At 63.3% G+C, this 15,670-nt stretch carries 18 protein-coding genes, 1 tRNA gene and 1 pseudogene; 10 read left to right on the top strand and 10 right to left on the bottom strand.

Going from position 1 to position 15,670, the window contains the following annotated elements:
* Positions 1–65 precede the first annotated feature (65 nt).
* Both AC1MGT_RS20765 and AC1MGT_RS20760 read right to left on the bottom strand, forming a co-directional pair.
* Positions 66–299, bottom strand: coding sequence for a hypothetical protein (locus AC1MGT_RS20765; protein ID WP_499501858.1), 234 nt, complete (start codon positions 297–299; stop codon positions 66–68).
* 139 nt (positions 300–438) lie between these two features.
* Positions 439–570, bottom strand: a complete 132-nt coding sequence (locus AC1MGT_RS20760) for a hypothetical protein (protein ID WP_499501857.1) — start codon at positions 568–570, stop codon at positions 439–441.
* A gap of 147 nt (positions 571–717) precedes the next feature.
* Between AC1MGT_RS20760 and AC1MGT_RS20755 the strand changes: the two genes are divergently transcribed.
* From AC1MGT_RS20755 to AC1MGT_RS20745, 3 genes and pseudogenes are all read left to right on the top strand, one after another.
* The gene (locus AC1MGT_RS20755) at positions 718–933 is read left to right on the top strand and encodes a hypothetical protein (protein ID WP_499504364.1); all 216 of its coding nucleotides are present in this window, start codon (positions 718–720) and stop codon (positions 931–933) included.
* Positions 854–1,177 carry a hypothetical protein gene (locus tag AC1MGT_RS20750; RefSeq protein WP_499504338.1) on the top strand — a complete coding sequence of 108 codons (324 nt, stop codon included), beginning with the start codon at positions 854–856 and terminating at the stop codon, positions 1,175–1,177. Before AC1MGT_RS20755 ends, AC1MGT_RS20750 begins: the two co-directional genes overlap by 80 nt.
* Before the next feature lie 48 nt (positions 1,178–1,225).
* Positions 1,226–1,360 (top strand): annotated as a pseudogene (locus AC1MGT_RS20745) (helix-turn-helix transcriptional regulator); the annotation flags it as partial.
* Positions 1,361–1,473: 113 nt separating this feature from the next.
* Here AC1MGT_RS20745 and AC1MGT_RS20740 read toward each other — a convergent pair.
* The 6 genes from AC1MGT_RS20740 to cysS form a co-directional block, all read right to left on the bottom strand.
* Positions 1,474–1,566: transfer RNA gene (locus tag AC1MGT_RS20740), tRNA-Ser, on the bottom strand.
* 97 nt (positions 1,567–1,663) lie between these two features.
* Positions 1,664–2,911, bottom strand: coding sequence for an aspartate kinase (locus AC1MGT_RS20735; protein WP_183551359.1), 1,248 nt, complete (start codon positions 2,909–2,911; stop codon positions 1,664–1,666).
* Positions 2,912–3,059: 148 nt separating this feature from the next.
* Entirely contained in the window at positions 3,060–4,484 is a 1,425-nt protein-coding gene (gene tilS, locus AC1MGT_RS20730; protein ID WP_499501856.1) for a tRNA lysidine(34) synthetase TilS, read from the bottom strand.
* Between the two features lie 62 nt (positions 4,485–4,546).
* The gene (locus tag AC1MGT_RS20725) at positions 4,547–5,524 is read right to left on the bottom strand and encodes an acetyl-CoA carboxylase carboxyltransferase subunit alpha (RefSeq protein ID WP_183551355.1); all 978 of its coding nucleotides are present in this window, start codon (positions 5,522–5,524) and stop codon (positions 4,547–4,549) included.
* Between the two features lie 100 nt (positions 5,525–5,624).
* Positions 5,625–6,314: a DNA-3-methyladenine glycosylase family protein gene (locus AC1MGT_RS20720; RefSeq protein ID WP_258837698.1), complete on the bottom strand. Its 690-nt coding sequence runs from the start codon at positions 6,312–6,314 to the stop codon at positions 5,625–5,627.
* Positions 6,314–7,714, bottom strand: a complete 1,401-nt coding sequence (gene cysS, locus AC1MGT_RS20715; protein ID WP_499501854.1) for a cysteine--tRNA ligase — start codon at positions 7,712–7,714, stop codon at positions 6,314–6,316. The genes AC1MGT_RS20720 and cysS overlap by 1 nt, the downstream gene beginning before the upstream one ends.
* A gap of 286 nt (positions 7,715–8,000) precedes the next feature.
* Here cysS and AC1MGT_RS20710 point away from each other — a divergent pair, with 286 nt between their 5' ends.
* The 7 genes from AC1MGT_RS20710 (at position 8,001) to AC1MGT_RS20680 (ending at position 13,158) form a co-directional block, all read left to right on the top strand.
* The gene (locus tag AC1MGT_RS20710) at positions 8,001–8,618 is read left to right on the top strand and encodes a peptidylprolyl isomerase (protein ID WP_499501852.1); all 618 of its coding nucleotides are present in this window, start codon (positions 8,001–8,003) and stop codon (positions 8,616–8,618) included.
* A gap of 59 nt (positions 8,619–8,677) precedes the next feature.
* Positions 8,678–9,169 carry a peptidylprolyl isomerase gene (locus AC1MGT_RS20705; protein WP_499501850.1) on the top strand — a complete coding sequence of 164 codons (492 nt, stop codon included), beginning with the start codon at positions 8,678–8,680 and terminating at the stop codon, positions 9,167–9,169.
* A gap of 31 nt (positions 9,170–9,200) precedes the next feature.
* Positions 9,201–9,983, top strand: a complete 783-nt coding sequence (locus tag AC1MGT_RS20700; RefSeq protein WP_499501849.1) for a UDP-2,3-diacylglucosamine diphosphatase — start codon at positions 9,201–9,203, stop codon at positions 9,981–9,983.
* A gap of 163 nt (positions 9,984–10,146) precedes the next feature.
* Positions 10,147–10,515, top strand: coding sequence for a GntR family transcriptional regulator (locus AC1MGT_RS20695; protein ID WP_499501848.1), 369 nt, complete (start codon positions 10,147–10,149; stop codon positions 10,513–10,515).
* Positions 10,512–11,384, top strand: a complete 873-nt coding sequence (locus AC1MGT_RS20690) for an ABC transporter ATP-binding protein (protein WP_499501847.1) — start codon at positions 10,512–10,514, stop codon at positions 11,382–11,384. Before AC1MGT_RS20695 ends, AC1MGT_RS20690 begins: the two co-directional genes overlap by 4 nt.
* Positions 11,381–12,364, top strand: a complete 984-nt coding sequence (locus AC1MGT_RS20685; protein ID WP_499501845.1) for a hypothetical protein — start codon at positions 11,381–11,383, stop codon at positions 12,362–12,364. Before AC1MGT_RS20690 ends, AC1MGT_RS20685 begins: the two co-directional genes overlap by 4 nt.
* Positions 12,365–12,369: 5 nt before the next feature.
* Positions 12,370–13,158, top strand: coding sequence for a hypothetical protein (locus AC1MGT_RS20680; RefSeq protein WP_499501843.1), 789 nt, complete (start codon positions 12,370–12,372; stop codon positions 13,156–13,158).
* Here AC1MGT_RS20680 and AC1MGT_RS20675 read toward each other — a convergent pair.
* Together AC1MGT_RS20675 and rlmB are read right to left on the bottom strand one after the other, a co-directional pair.
* On the bottom strand, positions 13,118–13,783 hold the full coding sequence (locus AC1MGT_RS20675; RefSeq protein ID WP_499501841.1) for a YceH family protein: 666 nt from the start codon (positions 13,781–13,783) through the stop codon (positions 13,118–13,120). The genes AC1MGT_RS20680 and AC1MGT_RS20675 overlap by 41 nt on opposite strands.
* Before the next feature lie 185 nt (positions 13,784–13,968).
* The gene (rlmB, locus tag AC1MGT_RS20670; RefSeq protein ID WP_183551326.1) at positions 13,969–14,712 is read right to left on the bottom strand and encodes a 23S rRNA (guanosine(2251)-2'-O)-methyltransferase RlmB; all 744 of its coding nucleotides are present in this window, start codon (positions 14,710–14,712) and stop codon (positions 13,969–13,971) included.
* Positions 14,713–15,670: the final 958 nt, after the last annotated feature.

Here is a 15,670-nt window from a genome sequence, read left to right as displayed (position 1 = left end):
CCTGCCATGCGCCGTAGTCGTCGGCACTGGGCCGCGCGACCAACTGGCACGGGGCAGACAGCGCGCTATCGAGGGATGCTTTTGTTGGCAGCATCGATTGCGGCGTCGAGGTTGCGCACGCGGTCAGCATCAGACACGCAACCAGCAGGCAAAGGTTTCGTATTGCGCAGCTCCTTGGTGAGCGCCGACATGCGCGGCGCCAAGGTGGATTGAATAGTGGCGAACTCGGTGGCCGCCTTGGTAATGCGCGCGGCGTCGGCCTGCAGCGTAGTCAGCGCCAGCGCCGATTGACTGCGCATGGTTTCCGCGTGCGCGCGCTGCAGCTCGGCGATCTCTGCTCGTGCCGCCAACCGTTCGTGAACCAGCCGGCGGCGCCGGCAAGCGCCATCGCCAGCAGCAGGGCTGGGCCGGGCGCCAGCGCGCGTTACTGGACCGGGATCATGGCAGGCCTTTCAAGCACAGCTCGCGCTCGGCCTGGCGCCGGCGTGTGAGGCCCCGCACTTCCTCGAGCACCTTGCGCATCACGACCTTGCCGCGCGCATCCTTGAGGCGCGCGAGCGGGATGCACATGGCGATGCCGGCGGCGTGCCGCTCAAGGTCGCGGTCGCGCTGGGCGCGGCACTGCGCGGGCGTGTACGTCTTCCCCAGGCCGCGTTCTCGGTGGCACCGGTGGAGTACGTGAGTACGCGGGCCATGTCGCGGTAGGTGGAAAGCGCGGTGCGTTCGAATGCGGACGTGAAGCTGAGCAGCGCCGTCGCGGCCACGGCGCCGACCAGTGCGACCAGGCCGCGCCGCTGGGCTGGCGCGCCCTTGACCATTGCCGGTCATCGACGGTTGCGCCACGACGCGCGCGATCGCGGCGTCGAGCGAGGTCAGGCCAGCGGCTACAACCAGGATGGGCGCGGTGCCGCTGGCGTACAAGCGCAACGGTGACCCGGCAGCCATCGTGCGGGTGCTGCAAGCGATCGAGCACGCGCGGCCGGACCTTCGCCTCCATGGCGTCGGCCTGAAATCAACTGCGCTGTCGTTGCCGCACATCACCGGCCTGCGGCACACCGCCGACCCGATGGCTTGGTCACTTGCAGCTCGCAAGCAAGGTCGCAATGCCAATGACTGGCGTAAGGCAAAACGCCTCGCCGAAAACACTCATGCGCGGATCCGCCACCAGCCCGCATAACACCAATTATTTTGAGGACGACACCGTGACCACCAACCGCGACGATTTCTGCACCTGCCGGCCGTGATGGGTGTGGTCGGGATCAAGCGCACCGCGATCGACGATCGTAGCAAGGCTGGCACCTTCCCGGCGCCGGTTCCGCTCGGGCCGCGGGCCTTGGCTTGGGACGAGTCGGCAATCGCGGAATGGCAGAAGAACCTGCAGACCGGCGTCAAAGCGAGCCTATTAGATCGGGGGGTAGAAACGGGGGTAGGTAGAAAAGAAAAAGCCCCTTCACAGGGGCTTTTTCAAGTAACTGGCGGAGACGGTGGGATTCGAACCCACGATACAGGTATAAGCCGTATGCATCCTTAGCAGGGATGTGCCTTCGGCCACTCGGCCACGTCTCCAATCAGTACCAACGTTTCCGTCAGCGCTGAGTGCAAGCATCTTAAGGGTTGGTGCTCATTTGGTCAAGAAAACACACCCAAAAAATTGCAAACTGGCTTAACTTTGTTCGAGATTAAACGACTTGTGCAGCGCGCGCACGGCCAGTTCCATATACTTCTCATCGATCAGCACCGAGATCTTGATCTCCGACGTCGAGATCATCTGGATGTTGATGCCCTCTTCCGAGAGCGTGCGGAACATGTCCGAGGCCACGCCGACGTGGCTGCGCATGCCCACGCCAACGGCCGAGACTTTCGAGACCTTGGCGTCGCCGACGATCTTGGCCGCGCCCAGGATGTCCTTCTGGTCTTCCAGCACCTTCATTGCCTGCACATAGTCGTTGCGCGAGACCGTGAAGGTGAAGTCGGTCTTGCCGTCCACCGACTGGTTCTGGATGATCATGTCGACTTCGATATTGGCTTCGGCGATCGGGCCCAGGATGTGGAACGCGACACCTGGCTTGTCCGGCACGCCCAGGACGGTGATCTTTGCTTCATCGCGATTGAAGGCGATGCCGGAGATGACGGCTTGTTCCATATTGCTTTCTTCCTCAAACGAAATCAGGGTGCCGGAGCTGGCTTCTTCGGCCAGGGGCATCAGGGGATCGGTCAGCGACGACAGCACGCGCGTCGGCACCTGGTAATTGCCTGCAAACTCCACCGAGCGGGTTTGCAGCACTTTCGAGCCCAGCGAAGCCAGCTCGAGCATTTCTTCGAAGGTGATCTTCGACAGGCGGCGCGCCTCGTCGACCACGCGCGGGTCGGTCGTGTAGACACCGTCGACGTCGGTGTAGATCAGGCATTCGTCGGCCTTCAGCGCGGCCGCAATCGCCACTGCCGAGGTGTCCGAACCGCCACGGCCGAGGGTCGAGATATTGCCGTCCTCGTCCATGCCCTGGAAACCCGTGATGATGACGATCTTGCCGTTGGCCAGGTCGCGCAGCACGCGCGTGTCGTCGATCGACTGGATGCGCGCCTTCGTGAACGACGAGTCGGTGCGGATGCCCGCCTGCCAGCCGGTGTACGAGACCGCGTCCTTGCCGATGGCCAGCAGCGCCATGGCCAGGAGGCCCACGGACACTTGCTCGCCGGTCGAGGCGATCATGTCCAGTTCGCGTGGGTCGGGCTGGTCCATGATCTGCTTGGCCAGACCGATCAGGCGATTGGTTTCGCCCGACATGGCGGACGGCACGACGACGATTTGGTGACCTGCGTCGTGCCACTTGGCCACACGGGCCGCGACATTCTTGATACGGTCCGTCGATCCCATCGACGTACCGCCATATTTGTGGACAATTAAAGCCATATCAGGAAGGGTTCCAGCTAGGGGTAAGGATCAAAAAGGGACCCTCACTCTAGCATGGTGCAGCGCGGCATCACAAGGCTCGTTGGCGTAAAAGCTATACGAAAAGAAAATAACCTAATGCGTTTTGCAACGAAGCCAGCAGGTCCCTTTAGCCAGCGTTGGCTTCCCAGCGCAATTCGATCCTGTCCTCGCCGCCTTCCAGCACATGGGCGCAATCCATCCCGATGCCTGCGGCGAACAAGAGCTCGCGGCCACGGCTGACGGTGGGCAGGCGCTCGCGCTCCCAGGCCGGCACGCCCAGCGCCTGAAAATGCGCCTTCAGGCCGCGCGTGGGCCGGTTGGCCGCCGTCTTGAGGCGCTCGCCGCCCTTGCGGAAATCGATCATCAACGGCAGTGCGCGCAGCCAGGCGGCGTCGAAGCCGCGCGCGGCCGGCACGAAGTGCAACATGCCGCCGTAGGCCGGAAACGCGATCGACGCTTCGCCCTGCCAGCGGAAGCGCTGCCCTTCCTTGACGAAGATGCCGAGATCGTCCGGGTCGCGCATGCCTTCCAGTTCCGGCAAGTGCGGCGTCAGGTACAGCTTGCCGCGGTGGCGGCGGATGTGGCAATCGGGATGCGTGACCTTCAGCTGCGCATCCTCGCGCGCCGAGAACAATTGCCAGACCATTTCGGCGAGCCACGCAGTCGATGGCATCGCCAGCCCACGTACGGCGAACAGGTGGCGCAGGCAATTGTCGATGCGATCGGCACTGAGCGCGCCGAGCACCGCGAGGTCGACCGCATCGCTATCCAGACAGGCGGCCAGGTCTTGCGCTGCCAGTTCTTCGAGCATGCGCTGGGCCGACGCGACGTGGGCCGCGCCGCGCGCCAGGCGCGCCTGGAAGCCGGGGAAGTTCGCGGCCAGCGCCGGCATTACCTGATGGCGCAGCGCGTTGCGTGCATAGCGCGCATCCTGGTTGGATTCATCCTCGACCCAGGTCAAAGCATGCGTCGCGGCGTAGGCCTCGAGCGCCGCGCGCGGTTGCGTCAGTAGCGGGCGCGCCATCACGGTGACGTCGTCGCCCAGCAAGCCGGGCGAGCGGTTGGCCGCTTCCATGCCGGACAAGCCAGCCGGCCCCGAGCCGCGCAGCAATTGCAGCAGCACGGTTTCGGCCTGATCGTCGAGGTGATGCGCGGTCAGCAGCAGGGTCGCGCCATGCTCACGGCACATGGCTCCCAGCGCCGCATAACGTGGGCGGCGTGCGGCCGCTTCCACGCCGGAGCCGTCGACCGGGATCGTCACGCGACGGTGGTCGAACGGCACACCCAGCGCTTCGCAGCTGCGTTCGCAATGCGCGAGCCAGGCATCGGCGTTCGGGCTCAGGCCGTGATGGACGTGAAAGGCAACCAGCGGGATGCCCTGCTGCGCGCACCAGGCGTGGGCCAGGTGCAGCAAGACCATTGAATCGAGGCCGCCGCTGCAGGCGATCGCGATCGAGGTGGGTGTGTAGGTGGTCGACAGGCGCGCGAGCGCCTCATTGCATGTTGCCGGGACCGATCCGGCTGGATCGGTCCCGCGATTGGTTCTGCTCACTGTAGGAACTCGCTGCTGGGACTCGCTGCTGGGACTCGCTGATTAAAACTCGCTGGTCAGGCTTACTCTTCGCGCGGCGGCGTTTCCTTGAACTTGCCGTATGCCATCAGCTTGGCGTGACGCGCTTCGAGCAGGTCCTTGGTCTTCATGCCCTGGAACTGGCGCAGCGTGTCGGCCAGTGCGCGCTTGAGCAATTGCGCCATCTGTTTCGGGTCGCGGTGCGCGCCGCCCAGTGGCTCGTTGACGATCTTGTCGACCAGGCCCATCGCCTTCAGGCGGTGTGCGGTCAGGCCCAGTGCGTCGGCAGCATCGGCCGCGCGCTCGGACGTCTTCCACAGGATCGATGCGCAGCCTTCCGGCGAAATCACCGAATAGGTCGCGTATTGCAGGATCAGCACGGCGTCGCCAACGGCGATGGCCAGTGCGCCGCCGGAACCGCCTTCACCGATGATGGTGGCGATCAGCGGCACCTTTAGTTCGGCCATCACGTACAGGTTGTGACCGATGGCTTCGGACTGGCCGCGCTCTTCGGCTTCGATGCCGGGGAACGCGCCCGGGGTGTCGACGAACGTAAAAATCGGCAGGCCGAATTTTTCGGCCAGCTTCATCAGGCGCATGGCCTTGCGATAGCCTTCGGGCTTGGGCATGCCGAAGTTGCGCATCGCGCGCTCTTTGGTGTCGCGGCCCTTCTGGTGGCCGATGACCATGCAGGGCTGGCCATTAAAGCGGGCCAGGCCGCCAATGATCGACTGGTCGTCGGCGAAGGTGCGGTCGCCGTGCAGTTCATGGAAATCGGTGAAGATCGAGTTCACATAGTCCATCGTGTACGGACGCTGCGGGTGACGCGAAATCTTCGACACTTGCCACGGAGTCAGCTTGGCGTAGATGTCTTTGGTGAGCTGCTGGCTTTTCTTGTCCAGGCGATCGATCTCCTCGGAGATATCGACGGCGGAATCATCTTGTACGAACCGCAGCTCTTCAATCTTGGAATCGAGCTCGGCGATCGGCTGCTCGAAATCGAGGAAAGTTAATTTAGTCATTGTCACTCCGGGGTAATGTCTTGGCCGTGCTCTGAGGCTGCGCGGCGGATCAGGGCGCTATTCTACCGTAAGCCGGTGGCGTGTCGGGCGGATCGGGGGCTCATGCCGCAGGGGCGACCGGGTCCAGGCTGCGCCACAAATACCAGGTCGCCACCGTGCGCCAGGGTTCCCAGTTGGCCGACACCTCACGCGCATCGCTGCGCGAAACAGGTTCGCCCGAGAAATAGTTTTGGCTGATGCCCTGGATCAGGCCGGGATCGTCCAGTGGCAGAACGTTCGGCCGCAGCAGATTAAATATCAAAAACATCTCGGCTGTCCAGCGACTGATGCCGCGAATGCGGATCAGCTCGGCAATGACGGCCTCGTCATCCATTTCGGACCACAGGTCGGCGTGCACCCGCTTGGCCTTGAAGTGGTCGGCCAGGTCGAGGATGTATTCGGTCTTGCGCTTGGACAGGCCGCAGCCGGACAACTGGACTGCGCCCAGCTTGATGATCTGGCTCGGGCCCAAGGTCGGGCAGACCGCCAGCAGCTTGCCCCAGGCCAGGTCGGCCGCTTTTGGCGTGACTTGCTGACCGACGATCGAGCGCGCGAGCGTCGTGAACGGGTCGGGCTGGCCACGCAGGTGCAGGTCGCCGAACTGCGGGATCAGCTTGTTCATGATGCGGTCGCGCTGCATCAGTTCGCGCTTGGCTTCGGCCCAGTAGATCGGCACGGCGAGCGCATCGTGCGCCGGCGACGTGCCTGCCAATGCAGCCACGCTGCCCGACTTGTCCTTGTTCGCTGGCATTATGTACGGCGCCAGGTCGTTCCGTCGGCCTTGTCTTCCAGGACGATGCCCGCCTCCGTCAATTGCTTGCGGATGGCGTCGGCGCCGGCGAAGTCGCGCGCTGCCTTGGCGGCTGCGCGGCGTGCGATCGCGTCCTGGATAGCTGCTTCGTCCAGGCCACCCTCGCCCGCATCGGGGCTACCCGCCTGCAGGAACGCCTGCGGTGAGCGTTCGAGCAGGCCGAGCACGGCAGCCAGCGCCTTGAGCTGGCGCGCCGCATCCATGGACCGGGTGCGGTTGACTTCGCCGGCCAGATCGAACAGCGCGGCCACTGCCAGTGGCGTGTTGAAGTCGTCGTCCATCGCGTCGCGCACGCGGCGGGCGTGGGCTTCGTCCCAGTCGACCGCGACCGGCTCGTTGCCAAGCTCGATCCCGTTCAGCGCTGTGTACAGGCGGGTCAGCGCTGCCTTCGCGTCGTCGATATGGACGTCGGAATAATTGAGCGGGCTGCGATAGTGGGCGCGCAGGATGAAGAAGCGCACGACTTCGGCGTCATACTTCTTGAGCACGTCGCGGATCGTGAAGAAGTTGCCCAGTGACTTGGACATCTTTTCGTTATCGACGCGCACGAACCCGTTGTGGATCCAGTAGTTGACCATCGGCGCGCCGAACGCGCCTTCGGACTGGGCGATCTCGTTTTCGTGGTGCGGAAACTGCAGATCGGCGCCGCCGCCATGGATGTCGAAGTGTTCGCCCAGCGTCGCGCACGACATGGCTGAGCATTCAATGTGCCAGCCCGGCCGGCCCTGGCCCCACTGCGAATCCCATTTGGCCTCGGCTGGCTCGGATTCCTTGGCGGCTTTCCACAGCACGAAGTCGAGCGGATCGCGCTTGCCGGTGTTGACGTCGACACGCTCGCCGGCGCGCAGGTCGTCGAGCGATTTGCCCGACAGCTTGCCGTAGCCGTCGAAGCCGCGCACGGCGTAATTGACGTCGCCGTCGGCCGTTTGATAGGCCAGGCCTTTCTGTTCGAGCTTGCCGATGATCGACAGCATCTGCGGGACGTACTCGGTAGCGCGTGGCACGACGGTCGGCGGCAGGATGCCCAGCGCAGCCGTGTCTTCATCCATGTACCCGACGAAGCGGCTCGTCAGTGCGCCGATTGTTTCGCCATTCTCGACGGCGCGCTTGATGATCTTGTCGTCGATGTCGGTGATGTTGCGCACGTACTCGACCTCGTAGCCGGACGCGAGCAACCAGCGGTACACGACATCGAACGCCATCATCATGCGTGCATGGCCAACGTGGCAGTAATCGTAGACAGTCATGCCGCAGACATACATGCCGACCTTGCCGGCGACCTTAGGGACAAAAACCTGCTTGTCACGCGCCAGCGTGTTGTAAATCTTGAGTTGGCTCATTGAATTTTCGGTTCGCACGAGGATGGCAAACGCTCGCCGGCACCGCAACGACCATCCCGGCGCGGCATTGCATGCGCGCCAGCCGGATGGGTGCGGCGTGGGGTGCGCCTGGGGCCTCGGTGTTATTCTTATTTGATAGAATGGGACGTTGTTTGTAAGCGCTTCTCTTGTGCGCTTCAAGGAAAGTATAGCATTGATAAAAACCCGGCTGGCCCCATACGGACCAGCTTTATTTTTGGGACAACCCTTGACAGCGCCACGTGCGCGGTCCATCAGAGGAAGCCAGATGTCATCGTCATTCAACCGTCGCTTCGCCCTCGTGCGCATGGCCGGCGCCACCGCTGCCCTCGCCTGCGGCCTGCTGTTCTCCGGCAGCGCGCTGGCGGCCGACATGCCACAGTATTCGATCAAGACCAGCATGGGCGAGATCGTCGTCGAACTCGATCAGGAGAAAGCTCCCAAGACGGTAGCCAACTTCGCGGCCTATGCCAAGTCGGGCGCCTACAATGGCACGATTTTCCACCGCGTGATCGATGGCTTCATGATCCAGGGCGGCGGCATGAACGAAAAGTTTGAAGGCCGCAAGACACAGAAGCCCATCAAGAACGAATCGAACAACGGCCTGTCGAACCAACCGTACACGATTTCGATGGCGCGCGAAGACAATCCTGACAGCGCCACGTCGCAATGGTTCATCAACGTGGCCGATAATTCGGGCATCGACTTCCCGTTCGTCGGCGGCTCCGGTTACACCGTGTTCGGCAAGGTGGTCAAGGGCCAGGAAACGGTCGACAAGATCAAGGCCGTCGTCGTCGACGACGTGCGCGGCATGCAGAACGTGCCGGTCGTGCCGATCAAGATTACGTCCGTGACGCTGCTCAAGGGCGACAAGCTAGTAAAATAACGGTTCCGCCGCGTCTGCATCCGGCGCGCACGCCCATCAACCAATTACAAGGACACCACATGACGACGATTCTCATCACCACCAACCAGGGCAAAATCACTGCTGAACTGGACGCTGAAAAAGCACCGAAGACCGTTGCCAACTTCATCGACTACGTCAACAAGGGTCACTTCAGCAACACGATCTTCCACCGCGTGATCAAGGACTTCATGATCCAGGGCGGCGGTTTCGAGCCAGGCATGAAGCAAAAGCCTACCCCGGCAACCGTCGAGAACGAAGCCAAGAACGGTCTGAAGAATGACAAGTACACGCTGGCCATGGCCCGCACGTCGGATCCGCATTCGGCATCGGCCCAGTTCTTCATCAACACCAAGAACAATGCCTTCCTCGACTACCCGGGCCAGGACGGCTGGGGCTACGCCGTGTTCGGCAAAGTCACCGGCGGCCAGGACGTCGTCGACGCGCTGAACAACGTCAAGACCAGCCGCGGCGGCATGCACTCCGACGTGCCGGTCGACCCAGTCATCATCGAGAAAATCGAAGTCCTGTAATGTTCGGCGCGCACCAGCATCAGTCGGTCTCATGAGCGTTCTGTTGAGCGCTCCCACGACGCTGCCTGCGCGCCCGTTCGCGCTGTTCATCTCCGACCTGCACCTGCAGGTCTCGCACCCGCGCACGCTGGAAGCGTTTCTGCGCTTTCTTGCCGAGCGCGCGGTGCATGCCGAGCAGTTGTACCTGCTCGGCGATATCTTCGAATACTGGGCCGGCGACGATAACGTTGCCGATCCGTTCCACCAGACCATCATCACGGCGATCCGCGCCGTCGCCGACGCCGGCGTGGCGGTCTTCTGGATCGCTGGCAACCGCGACTTTCTGGTCGGGGAAGGCTTCGCGCACGCCGCCCATCTGACCCTGCTGCAAGAACCCCATGTCATCGAGGCCGGCACGCGCCGCGTCGCGCTCGTGCATGGCGACGCGCAGTGCACGCTCGACACCAAATACATGGCGTTTCGCGCCCAGGTGCGCAACCCGGCCTGGCAGGCACAATTTCTCGGCATGCCGCTCGCGCAGCGCAAGGGCATCATCGCCGGACTGCGCGAAGGCTCGCGCGAAGCCCACACGGGCAAGTCGTATGAGACGATGGACGTCACGCCTGATGCTGTAGCGGATGTGTTCGCCTCGCTCGATGCCGACGTCATCATTCACGGGCACACGCACCGGCCCGCCGTGCACGCGCATGGCGACAAGCTGCGCTACGTGCTACCCGACTGGGAACTCGACGACCTACCCGCTCGCGGCGGCTGGATCGCGCTGTACCCGGATGGCAGCCTCGTGCGCCACGACGTCGACGGCGCCATTCTCTAAGAACTTTCCACGCTCTACCCGCCGCGCATGATCTCGCGTCTGCATATTGACCTTTGCGCGGCCACTGTTATACTCAAGTACAACACCACTTCAACACACCACCATGAGGAGGCAGGCATGCGCATCACAATGACGCCGCACCGAACCACCACGGAGGCCCCCGATGACCGTCGGCTGGAACGATAAGACCCCGATTTACCGCCAGCTCAAGGAGCGCGTCGTCGGCATGATGCTCGATGGCGATCTCAAGGCTGGCGACGCCCTGCCCTCGGTGCGCCAGATCGCCGCCGACTATCAACTCAACCCAATCACCGTGTCGAAGGCCTATCAGGAACTGGTCGACGAGAACCTGGTGGAAAAACGAAGGGGAATTGGCATGTATGTCACCGAAGGCGCCAGCGAGAAACTGCTGGCAAGCGAGCGCGCACGTTTCATCAGTGAAGAGTGGCCGGCGATGCTCGAGCGTATCCGCCGCCTGGGCCTGGACGTCAAAGAGCTGCTGACCACCGCGGACCACGGAGGTGCCGCATGAGCGCCGTCATTTCCGCGCGGGGCTTGAGCAAACACTACGGCAAGCGGATCGCCGTCGACAACATCGACATCGAGATCGCCGCTGGCCGCATCGTCGGCCTGATCGGTCCCAACGGATCGGGCAAGACGACGACGCTCAAGGCTGCCCTTGGCCTGATCCAGTGCGAAGGCGAACTGTCGGTGCTTGGGCTCGATCCGCGCACCCAGCGCGACGAGCTGATGAAGGACGTCTGCTTCATCGCCGACGTCGCCATCCTGCCGCGCTGGCTGCGCGTGAAGGATGCGATCGACTTCGTGGCGGGCGTGCATCCGCGCTTCGATCGCAGCAAGGCCGAACGCTATATCACCAACACCAAGCTGACGCCGACGATGAAGGTCAAGGAAATGTCCAAGGGCATGATCGTGCAACTGCACCTGGCGCTCGTCATGGCAATCGACGCGAAGCTGCTGGTGCTGGACGAGCCGACGCTCGGGCTGGACATCATCTACCGCAAGGCGTTTTACCAGAACCTGCTCGAAGACTATTTTGACGAACACAAGACGATCGTCATCACGACGCACCAAGTCGAGGAAGTCGAGCACATCCTGACCGACCTGCTGTTCATCCGCGACGGCAAGATTGCGCTGGCTGCGTCGATGGAAGAAATTGGCGAGCGCTACGTCGAAGTCATGGTGGGCAGCGACAAGGTTGCGGCGGCCAGGGCGCTGCAACCGATCGACGAGCGCACGTTGTTCGGCAAATCCGTGATGCTGTTCGACGCACTGCGCGCCGGCGGCCTGTCCCGCACCCAACTGGCGGCGCTTGGCGAGGTTCGCAACCCGAGCGTGGCCGACCTGTTCGTCGCCACCATGAAAGGAACCTACGCATGACTACGCCAATGAGCACCATGAAATGGCTGATCCGGCGCGAACTGTGGGAACACAAGGGCGCCTTCTTCTGGGCGCCGCTGGTCGTGGCCGCCGTGATCGTGCTGCTGTTCGGTGGCGGCTTCCTGTACGCCATCATCGCCAACCCGTCGTTCCACATGCAGGTCAGCGGCGAACAAGTCATGACGGTCAACGGTTTGCCGCCGGCGGTGCTGGCCAGGCTGGCCGCTGCTGCTTCGTCGAGCTACCTGGTGATCACGGCGCCGCTGTTCTTCGTGCTGCCGGTAGTCGTGTTCTTCTACTGCATGGCGGCGCTGTACGACGACCGGCGCGACCGCAGCATCCTGTTCTGGAAGTCGCTGCCGATGTCCGATGCGCAGACCGTGCTGTCGAAGGCGGTAACGGCGCTGCTGGTCGCGCCGCTGGCGACGATTGCGATCGGCATTGCCGCCTCACTGATCCTGCTGGTGATCGGCCTGCTGGGCGGCGCCATCAAGGGTATCAACCTGATCGCGCCAGTCCTGGCCAATGTCGACTTTTACCTGGCGCCCGTGTATCTGATCAGCTTCCTGCCACTGTACATTCTGTGGGCGTTGCCGACGGTCGGCTGGCTGCTGCTGGTGTCGAGCTGGGCAAAGTCGCGCGTGTTCCTGTGGGCCGTCGGCGCGCCGCTGGTGGCGCTTGCGATCCTGGCCTGGTTCGATTTCCTGGCCGGGCGTTTTGCGGGCGTGTCGATGAACGTCAAGTGGTTCGGTGAAGAGATCGTGGCGCGGGTGCTGCTGGGCGTGTTCCCCGGGATCTGGTTCGGCGAAGTCAATGGAGAGGCGCTGGCGCAGCAGCAACAGGCCGGCCTCGATGGACCGCTCCTGCTGGGCACGTCGTATGCCACGCTGCTCACGCCGGGTGTCTGGATCGCGGCCGCAGCGGGCTGCGCAATGATCTACGGCGCGATTCGCCTGCGCCGGTGGCGTGACGAGGGTTGAACGTGATGCGACTTCTTTCCATCCTGATGCTCGCGATGCTAGTCGGTGTCACCGTCAGCGCCAGCGCAGCCGATACGCCGCCGGACAGCCCGGAGTCCATCCACATCAACGCAATCCGCAAGCCGGAAGTGCGCAAGTACACGGCGATCGTCGCGGGCCTTGACGCCTTCGAGCGCCATCACAGCATGGCACCAAAAGCGGAGATCCTGCGCTTCCGGGTCGAGCGGCGCGCCTGGACCGACAAGACGCCCAAGCCGAATGAGGCGCCACTGGCGCTGCGCCTGGAAGGCAAGGATGGCTTCGTGCTGCCGCTGACCCTGAACGATGCGGTTGAGACGATCGTGCCGCGCAGCAGCGCCGCACTGGCGGCGGACAGCGAACTGGTGCTCAATCGAAAACGGCGCATGTACCGTGTGACGCCGCTGGTGCGCTCGCCTGGCCTGCCAGAGAACGTACGGCGCCTCGGCGACCTGCGGCTTGAATGCCACGTGATGGTGGCGATTGGCAAAGAGGAGCTTGGCCTGATGCGCACACTGTTCGTCAACAGCGTGCTGCTGACGCCCAACTGGTGCAACTTCTTCAATGCCGAGCGCGAGGGCTTTCAATTCGACACGCCAGCGACCCTCGCGCGCGCCACCTTGCGTGAAGGTGATCGCACGAAAGATCTACCGGTCGAGGAACGCAATTTCCGCGTCGCTCTGAATGACCCGGACTGGAGCGACGACGCGCTGATCGAACTGGCGTTCGAGCCGGTTACTGGAACTGCTGGCGAAACGCCTCGAACTGGCCCTTGAGGTCTTCCATCTCGCCGCGCAGCGCGGCGACTTCTTCTTCAAGCTGCGTGATGCGGCCGCCCTGCGTCAGGTTGCTCGCGCTGCTGGACGTCTGCTCGCTGCCGGCAACGATGGTGATCTCGCCGCCCAGCAGTTGGCCGTACCGCGATTCCTTGGTGCCCGGCGCGCGTTCGAGTTTCACGACCAGCGGCGGGTATTTGTCGATCAAGAATTGCAGCGCCGTTTCGACATCGGCCACCGTCTTGAATTCGTGCAGGCGCCCGCTGCGGGTGCGGATTTCACCGGCGGTCTGCAGGCCACGCAGCATCAGGATCGTGAGCACGGCCAGCTTGTCCTGCTCGAGCGTCCACTTGATGCGCATGCGGTGTTCGTACTTGACGACGCGCGCGCCGGCCTGCGAGATGGCGTTCACGAGCTTGCGCTCGGCCAGCCGCTGCAGCGTATCGAGCACGACCGCTTCGCTGATCTGCATGACCGGATCGCGGCTCGACAACTGGTTGCAGCCATTGACGATCGCGTTGAGCGACATCGGATAATTATCGGGCGTCAGGCCTTCTTTTTCGGCCAATACGGCCAGCACGCGCAGCTCGACCGGGTCGAGTACCGCCACCATTTCATTCGTCATGCGTTTCCTTGTTATGCCAAACGGTTCATTTGTTCGAACCGAGTTTACCACCGTCGTTGGCGCAGGATGGACTGGCGTGTTTCGTCGCCGATTCGGGAAGAGTGTTGCTGGAGGGAGTTTGCTACTGCGGAGGGATGAAACTGCCCGGATTGCCGCGAGTGCAGCAATCCGGGCATGAAGCACAATCAGCTGTCGCGGCCAATACGCTGGCGACGTGCTTCGTACAGGCAGACGCCCGAAGCCACTGACACGTTCAGGCTTTCGACTGAACCAAACATCGGGATGCTGACCAGCACATCGCAGGTCTCGCGCGTCAGGCGGCGCATGCCCTCGCCTTCCGAACCCATGACCAGTGCGGCCGGGCCGGAGAAGTCGGCTTCGTACAGACCCTTGTCGGCGTCGTCCGTGGTGCCGATCAGGAGAATGTCGCGTTCCTTCAGCTCGCGCATCGTGCGCGCCAGGTTGGTCACCGTGATGTACGGGACTGTCTCGGCGGCGCCGCTGGCGACCTTGGCGGCGGTGGCGTTCAGGCCGACCGCGCGGTCCTTCGGCACGATGACCGCGTGCGCGCCGACACCGTCGGCCACGCGCAGGCAGGCGCCCAGGTTGTGCGGATCGGTGATGCCATCCAGGATCAGCAGCAATGGCGGACCTTCGATGGCGTCAAGCAGCTCATCGAGATTGCGCGCCAGCGCGAGCTGGCTGGCAAACGCAATCACGCCCTGGTGACGGCGGGTACCGGTGATCTTGTCGAGGCGTGCTGCCTCGACCGGCATCACGCGCACGCCGGCCGCCTTGGCATTGGCGATCAGGTCCTTCATGCGGCCGTCGTTGCGCTCGGCATCGACGAAGATTTCTTCCACTGACTGCGACTCGTGACGCAGTCGCGAAGTCACGGCGTGGAAGCCGAAAATCATTTTATTTTTCATTTGCTACTTTTCGAATACTTTCAGGGACTTACTTCTTGCTGGTTTTGGCTGCGGTCTTTGCTGCAGTTTTCGGCGCGGTCTTCACTGCGGTCTTGGCCGGCGCCTTGACAGCCTTCGGCGCAGCTGGCTCAGCGACAGCCTTGGCTGCGGCCTTGCGTGGTGCAGCTGCTGCCTTTTTGGCTGGTGCTTTGGCAGCGACTGCCTCGGCCGGGGCCTTGGTGGCTGCTGCCTTGGCTGGCGTTTTGACTGCTGCTGCCTTGGCCGGGGCCTTGACTGCCGCCGCCTTGGCCGGTGCTTTCGCAGCAACGGTCTCGGCCGGAGACTTGACTGCTGCTGACTTGGCTGGTGCCTTGACTGCTGCCTTTTTCGCTGGTGCCTTGACCGCTGCTACTTTGGCCGGTGCATCAACTGGTGCTGCCTCGACTGGCGCTTTCACGGCAGCCGTCTTGGCAGCAGCTTTTTTGGCTGGCGCCTTGACCGCTGGCGCTGCCACGACAGGTGCTGCTGCAACTGGCGCCGCAACGGCTGGCGCTTTCGCGACCGCTTTCTTTGCTGCAGTTTTCACTGGCTTGGCGTCGGCAACCGGCGCTGGCGCAGGGGCTGGTGCAGCCGCGACCACGTCGTTGACGACGGCCTTGGTTGCACGCGGCTTACGCGCTGGCGCTGGGGCAGCGGCTGCTTCGGCAGGCTTTGGCTGCGCGACCGGTGCTGGTGCTGCTGCAACCGGTGCTGGTGCTGGTGCCGGTGCTGCAACAGGCGCTGGTTTCTGCGCCTGCACTGGCGTTGGTGCAGGCTTTGATGCCTGCACTGGCGCCGGCTTCGCTGCTTGCACTGGCGCCTGCGGCGTCGCTGTCGTCATTGGCGCCGCTGCTGCTGCTGCAGCGCGCTCGGCCGCCTTGGCCTTCTGACGGGCTTTGCGCGATTTCGGCTTGGCCTGTTGCGGCTCGATGCCATCCTG

It is taken from the genome of Telluria sp. BA11 (assembly GCF_056680305.1).
This window is presented reverse-complemented; position numbering and strand designations above follow the sequence as displayed.

Bases quoted from the DNA above. Each gene is read 5' to 3' on its own strand.
- AC1MGT_RS20765 (WP_499501858.1), bottom strand. From the start codon at position 299: ATGCGCAGTCAATCGGCGCTGGCGCTGACTACGCTGCAGGCCGACGCC.
- AC1MGT_RS20700 (WP_499501849.1), top strand. From the start codon at position 9,201: ATGAGCGTTCTGTTGAGCGCTCCCACGACGCTGCCTGCGCGCCCGTTC.
- AC1MGT_RS20705 (WP_499501850.1), top strand. From the start codon at position 8,678: ATGACGACGATTCTCATCACCACCAACCAGGGCAAAATCACTGCTGAA.
- AC1MGT_RS20695 (WP_499501848.1), top strand. From the start codon at position 10,147: ATGACCGTCGGCTGGAACGATAAGACCCCGATTTACCGCCAGCTCAAG.
- AC1MGT_RS20690 (WP_499501847.1), top strand. From the start codon at position 10,512: ATGAGCGCCGTCATTTCCGCGCGGGGCTTGAGCAAACACTACGGCAAG.
- AC1MGT_RS20720 (WP_258837698.1), bottom strand. From the start codon at position 6,314: ATGCCAGCGAACAAGGACAAGTCGGGCAGCGTGGCTGCATTGGCAGGC.
- AC1MGT_RS20725 (WP_183551355.1), bottom strand. From the start codon at position 5,524: ATGACTAAATTAACTTTCCTCGATTTCGAGCAGCCGATCGCCGAGCTC.
- cysS (WP_499501854.1), bottom strand. From the start codon at position 7,714: ATGAGCCAACTCAAGATTTACAACACGCTGGCGCGTGACAAGCAGGTT.
- AC1MGT_RS20710 (WP_499501852.1), top strand. From the start codon at position 8,001: ATGTCATCGTCATTCAACCGTCGCTTCGCCCTCGTGCGCATGGCCGGC.
- AC1MGT_RS20685 (WP_499501845.1), top strand. From the start codon at position 11,381: ATGACTACGCCAATGAGCACCATGAAATGGCTGATCCGGCGCGAACTG.
- AC1MGT_RS20675 (WP_499501841.1), bottom strand. From the start codon at position 13,783: ATGACGAATGAAATGGTGGCGGTACTCGACCCGGTCGAGCTGCGCGTG.
- rlmB (WP_183551326.1), bottom strand. From the start codon at position 14,712: ATGAAAAATAAAATGATTTTCGGCTTCCACGCCGTGACTTCGCGACTG.
- AC1MGT_RS20735 (WP_183551359.1), bottom strand. From the start codon at position 2,911: ATGGCTTTAATTGTCCACAAATATGGCGGTACGTCGATGGGATCGACG.
- AC1MGT_RS20760 (WP_499501857.1), bottom strand. From the start codon at position 570: ATGTGCATCCCGCTCGCGCGCCTCAAGGATGCGCGCGGCAAGGTCGTG.
- AC1MGT_RS20680 (WP_499501843.1), top strand. From the start codon at position 12,370: ATGCGACTTCTTTCCATCCTGATGCTCGCGATGCTAGTCGGTGTCACC.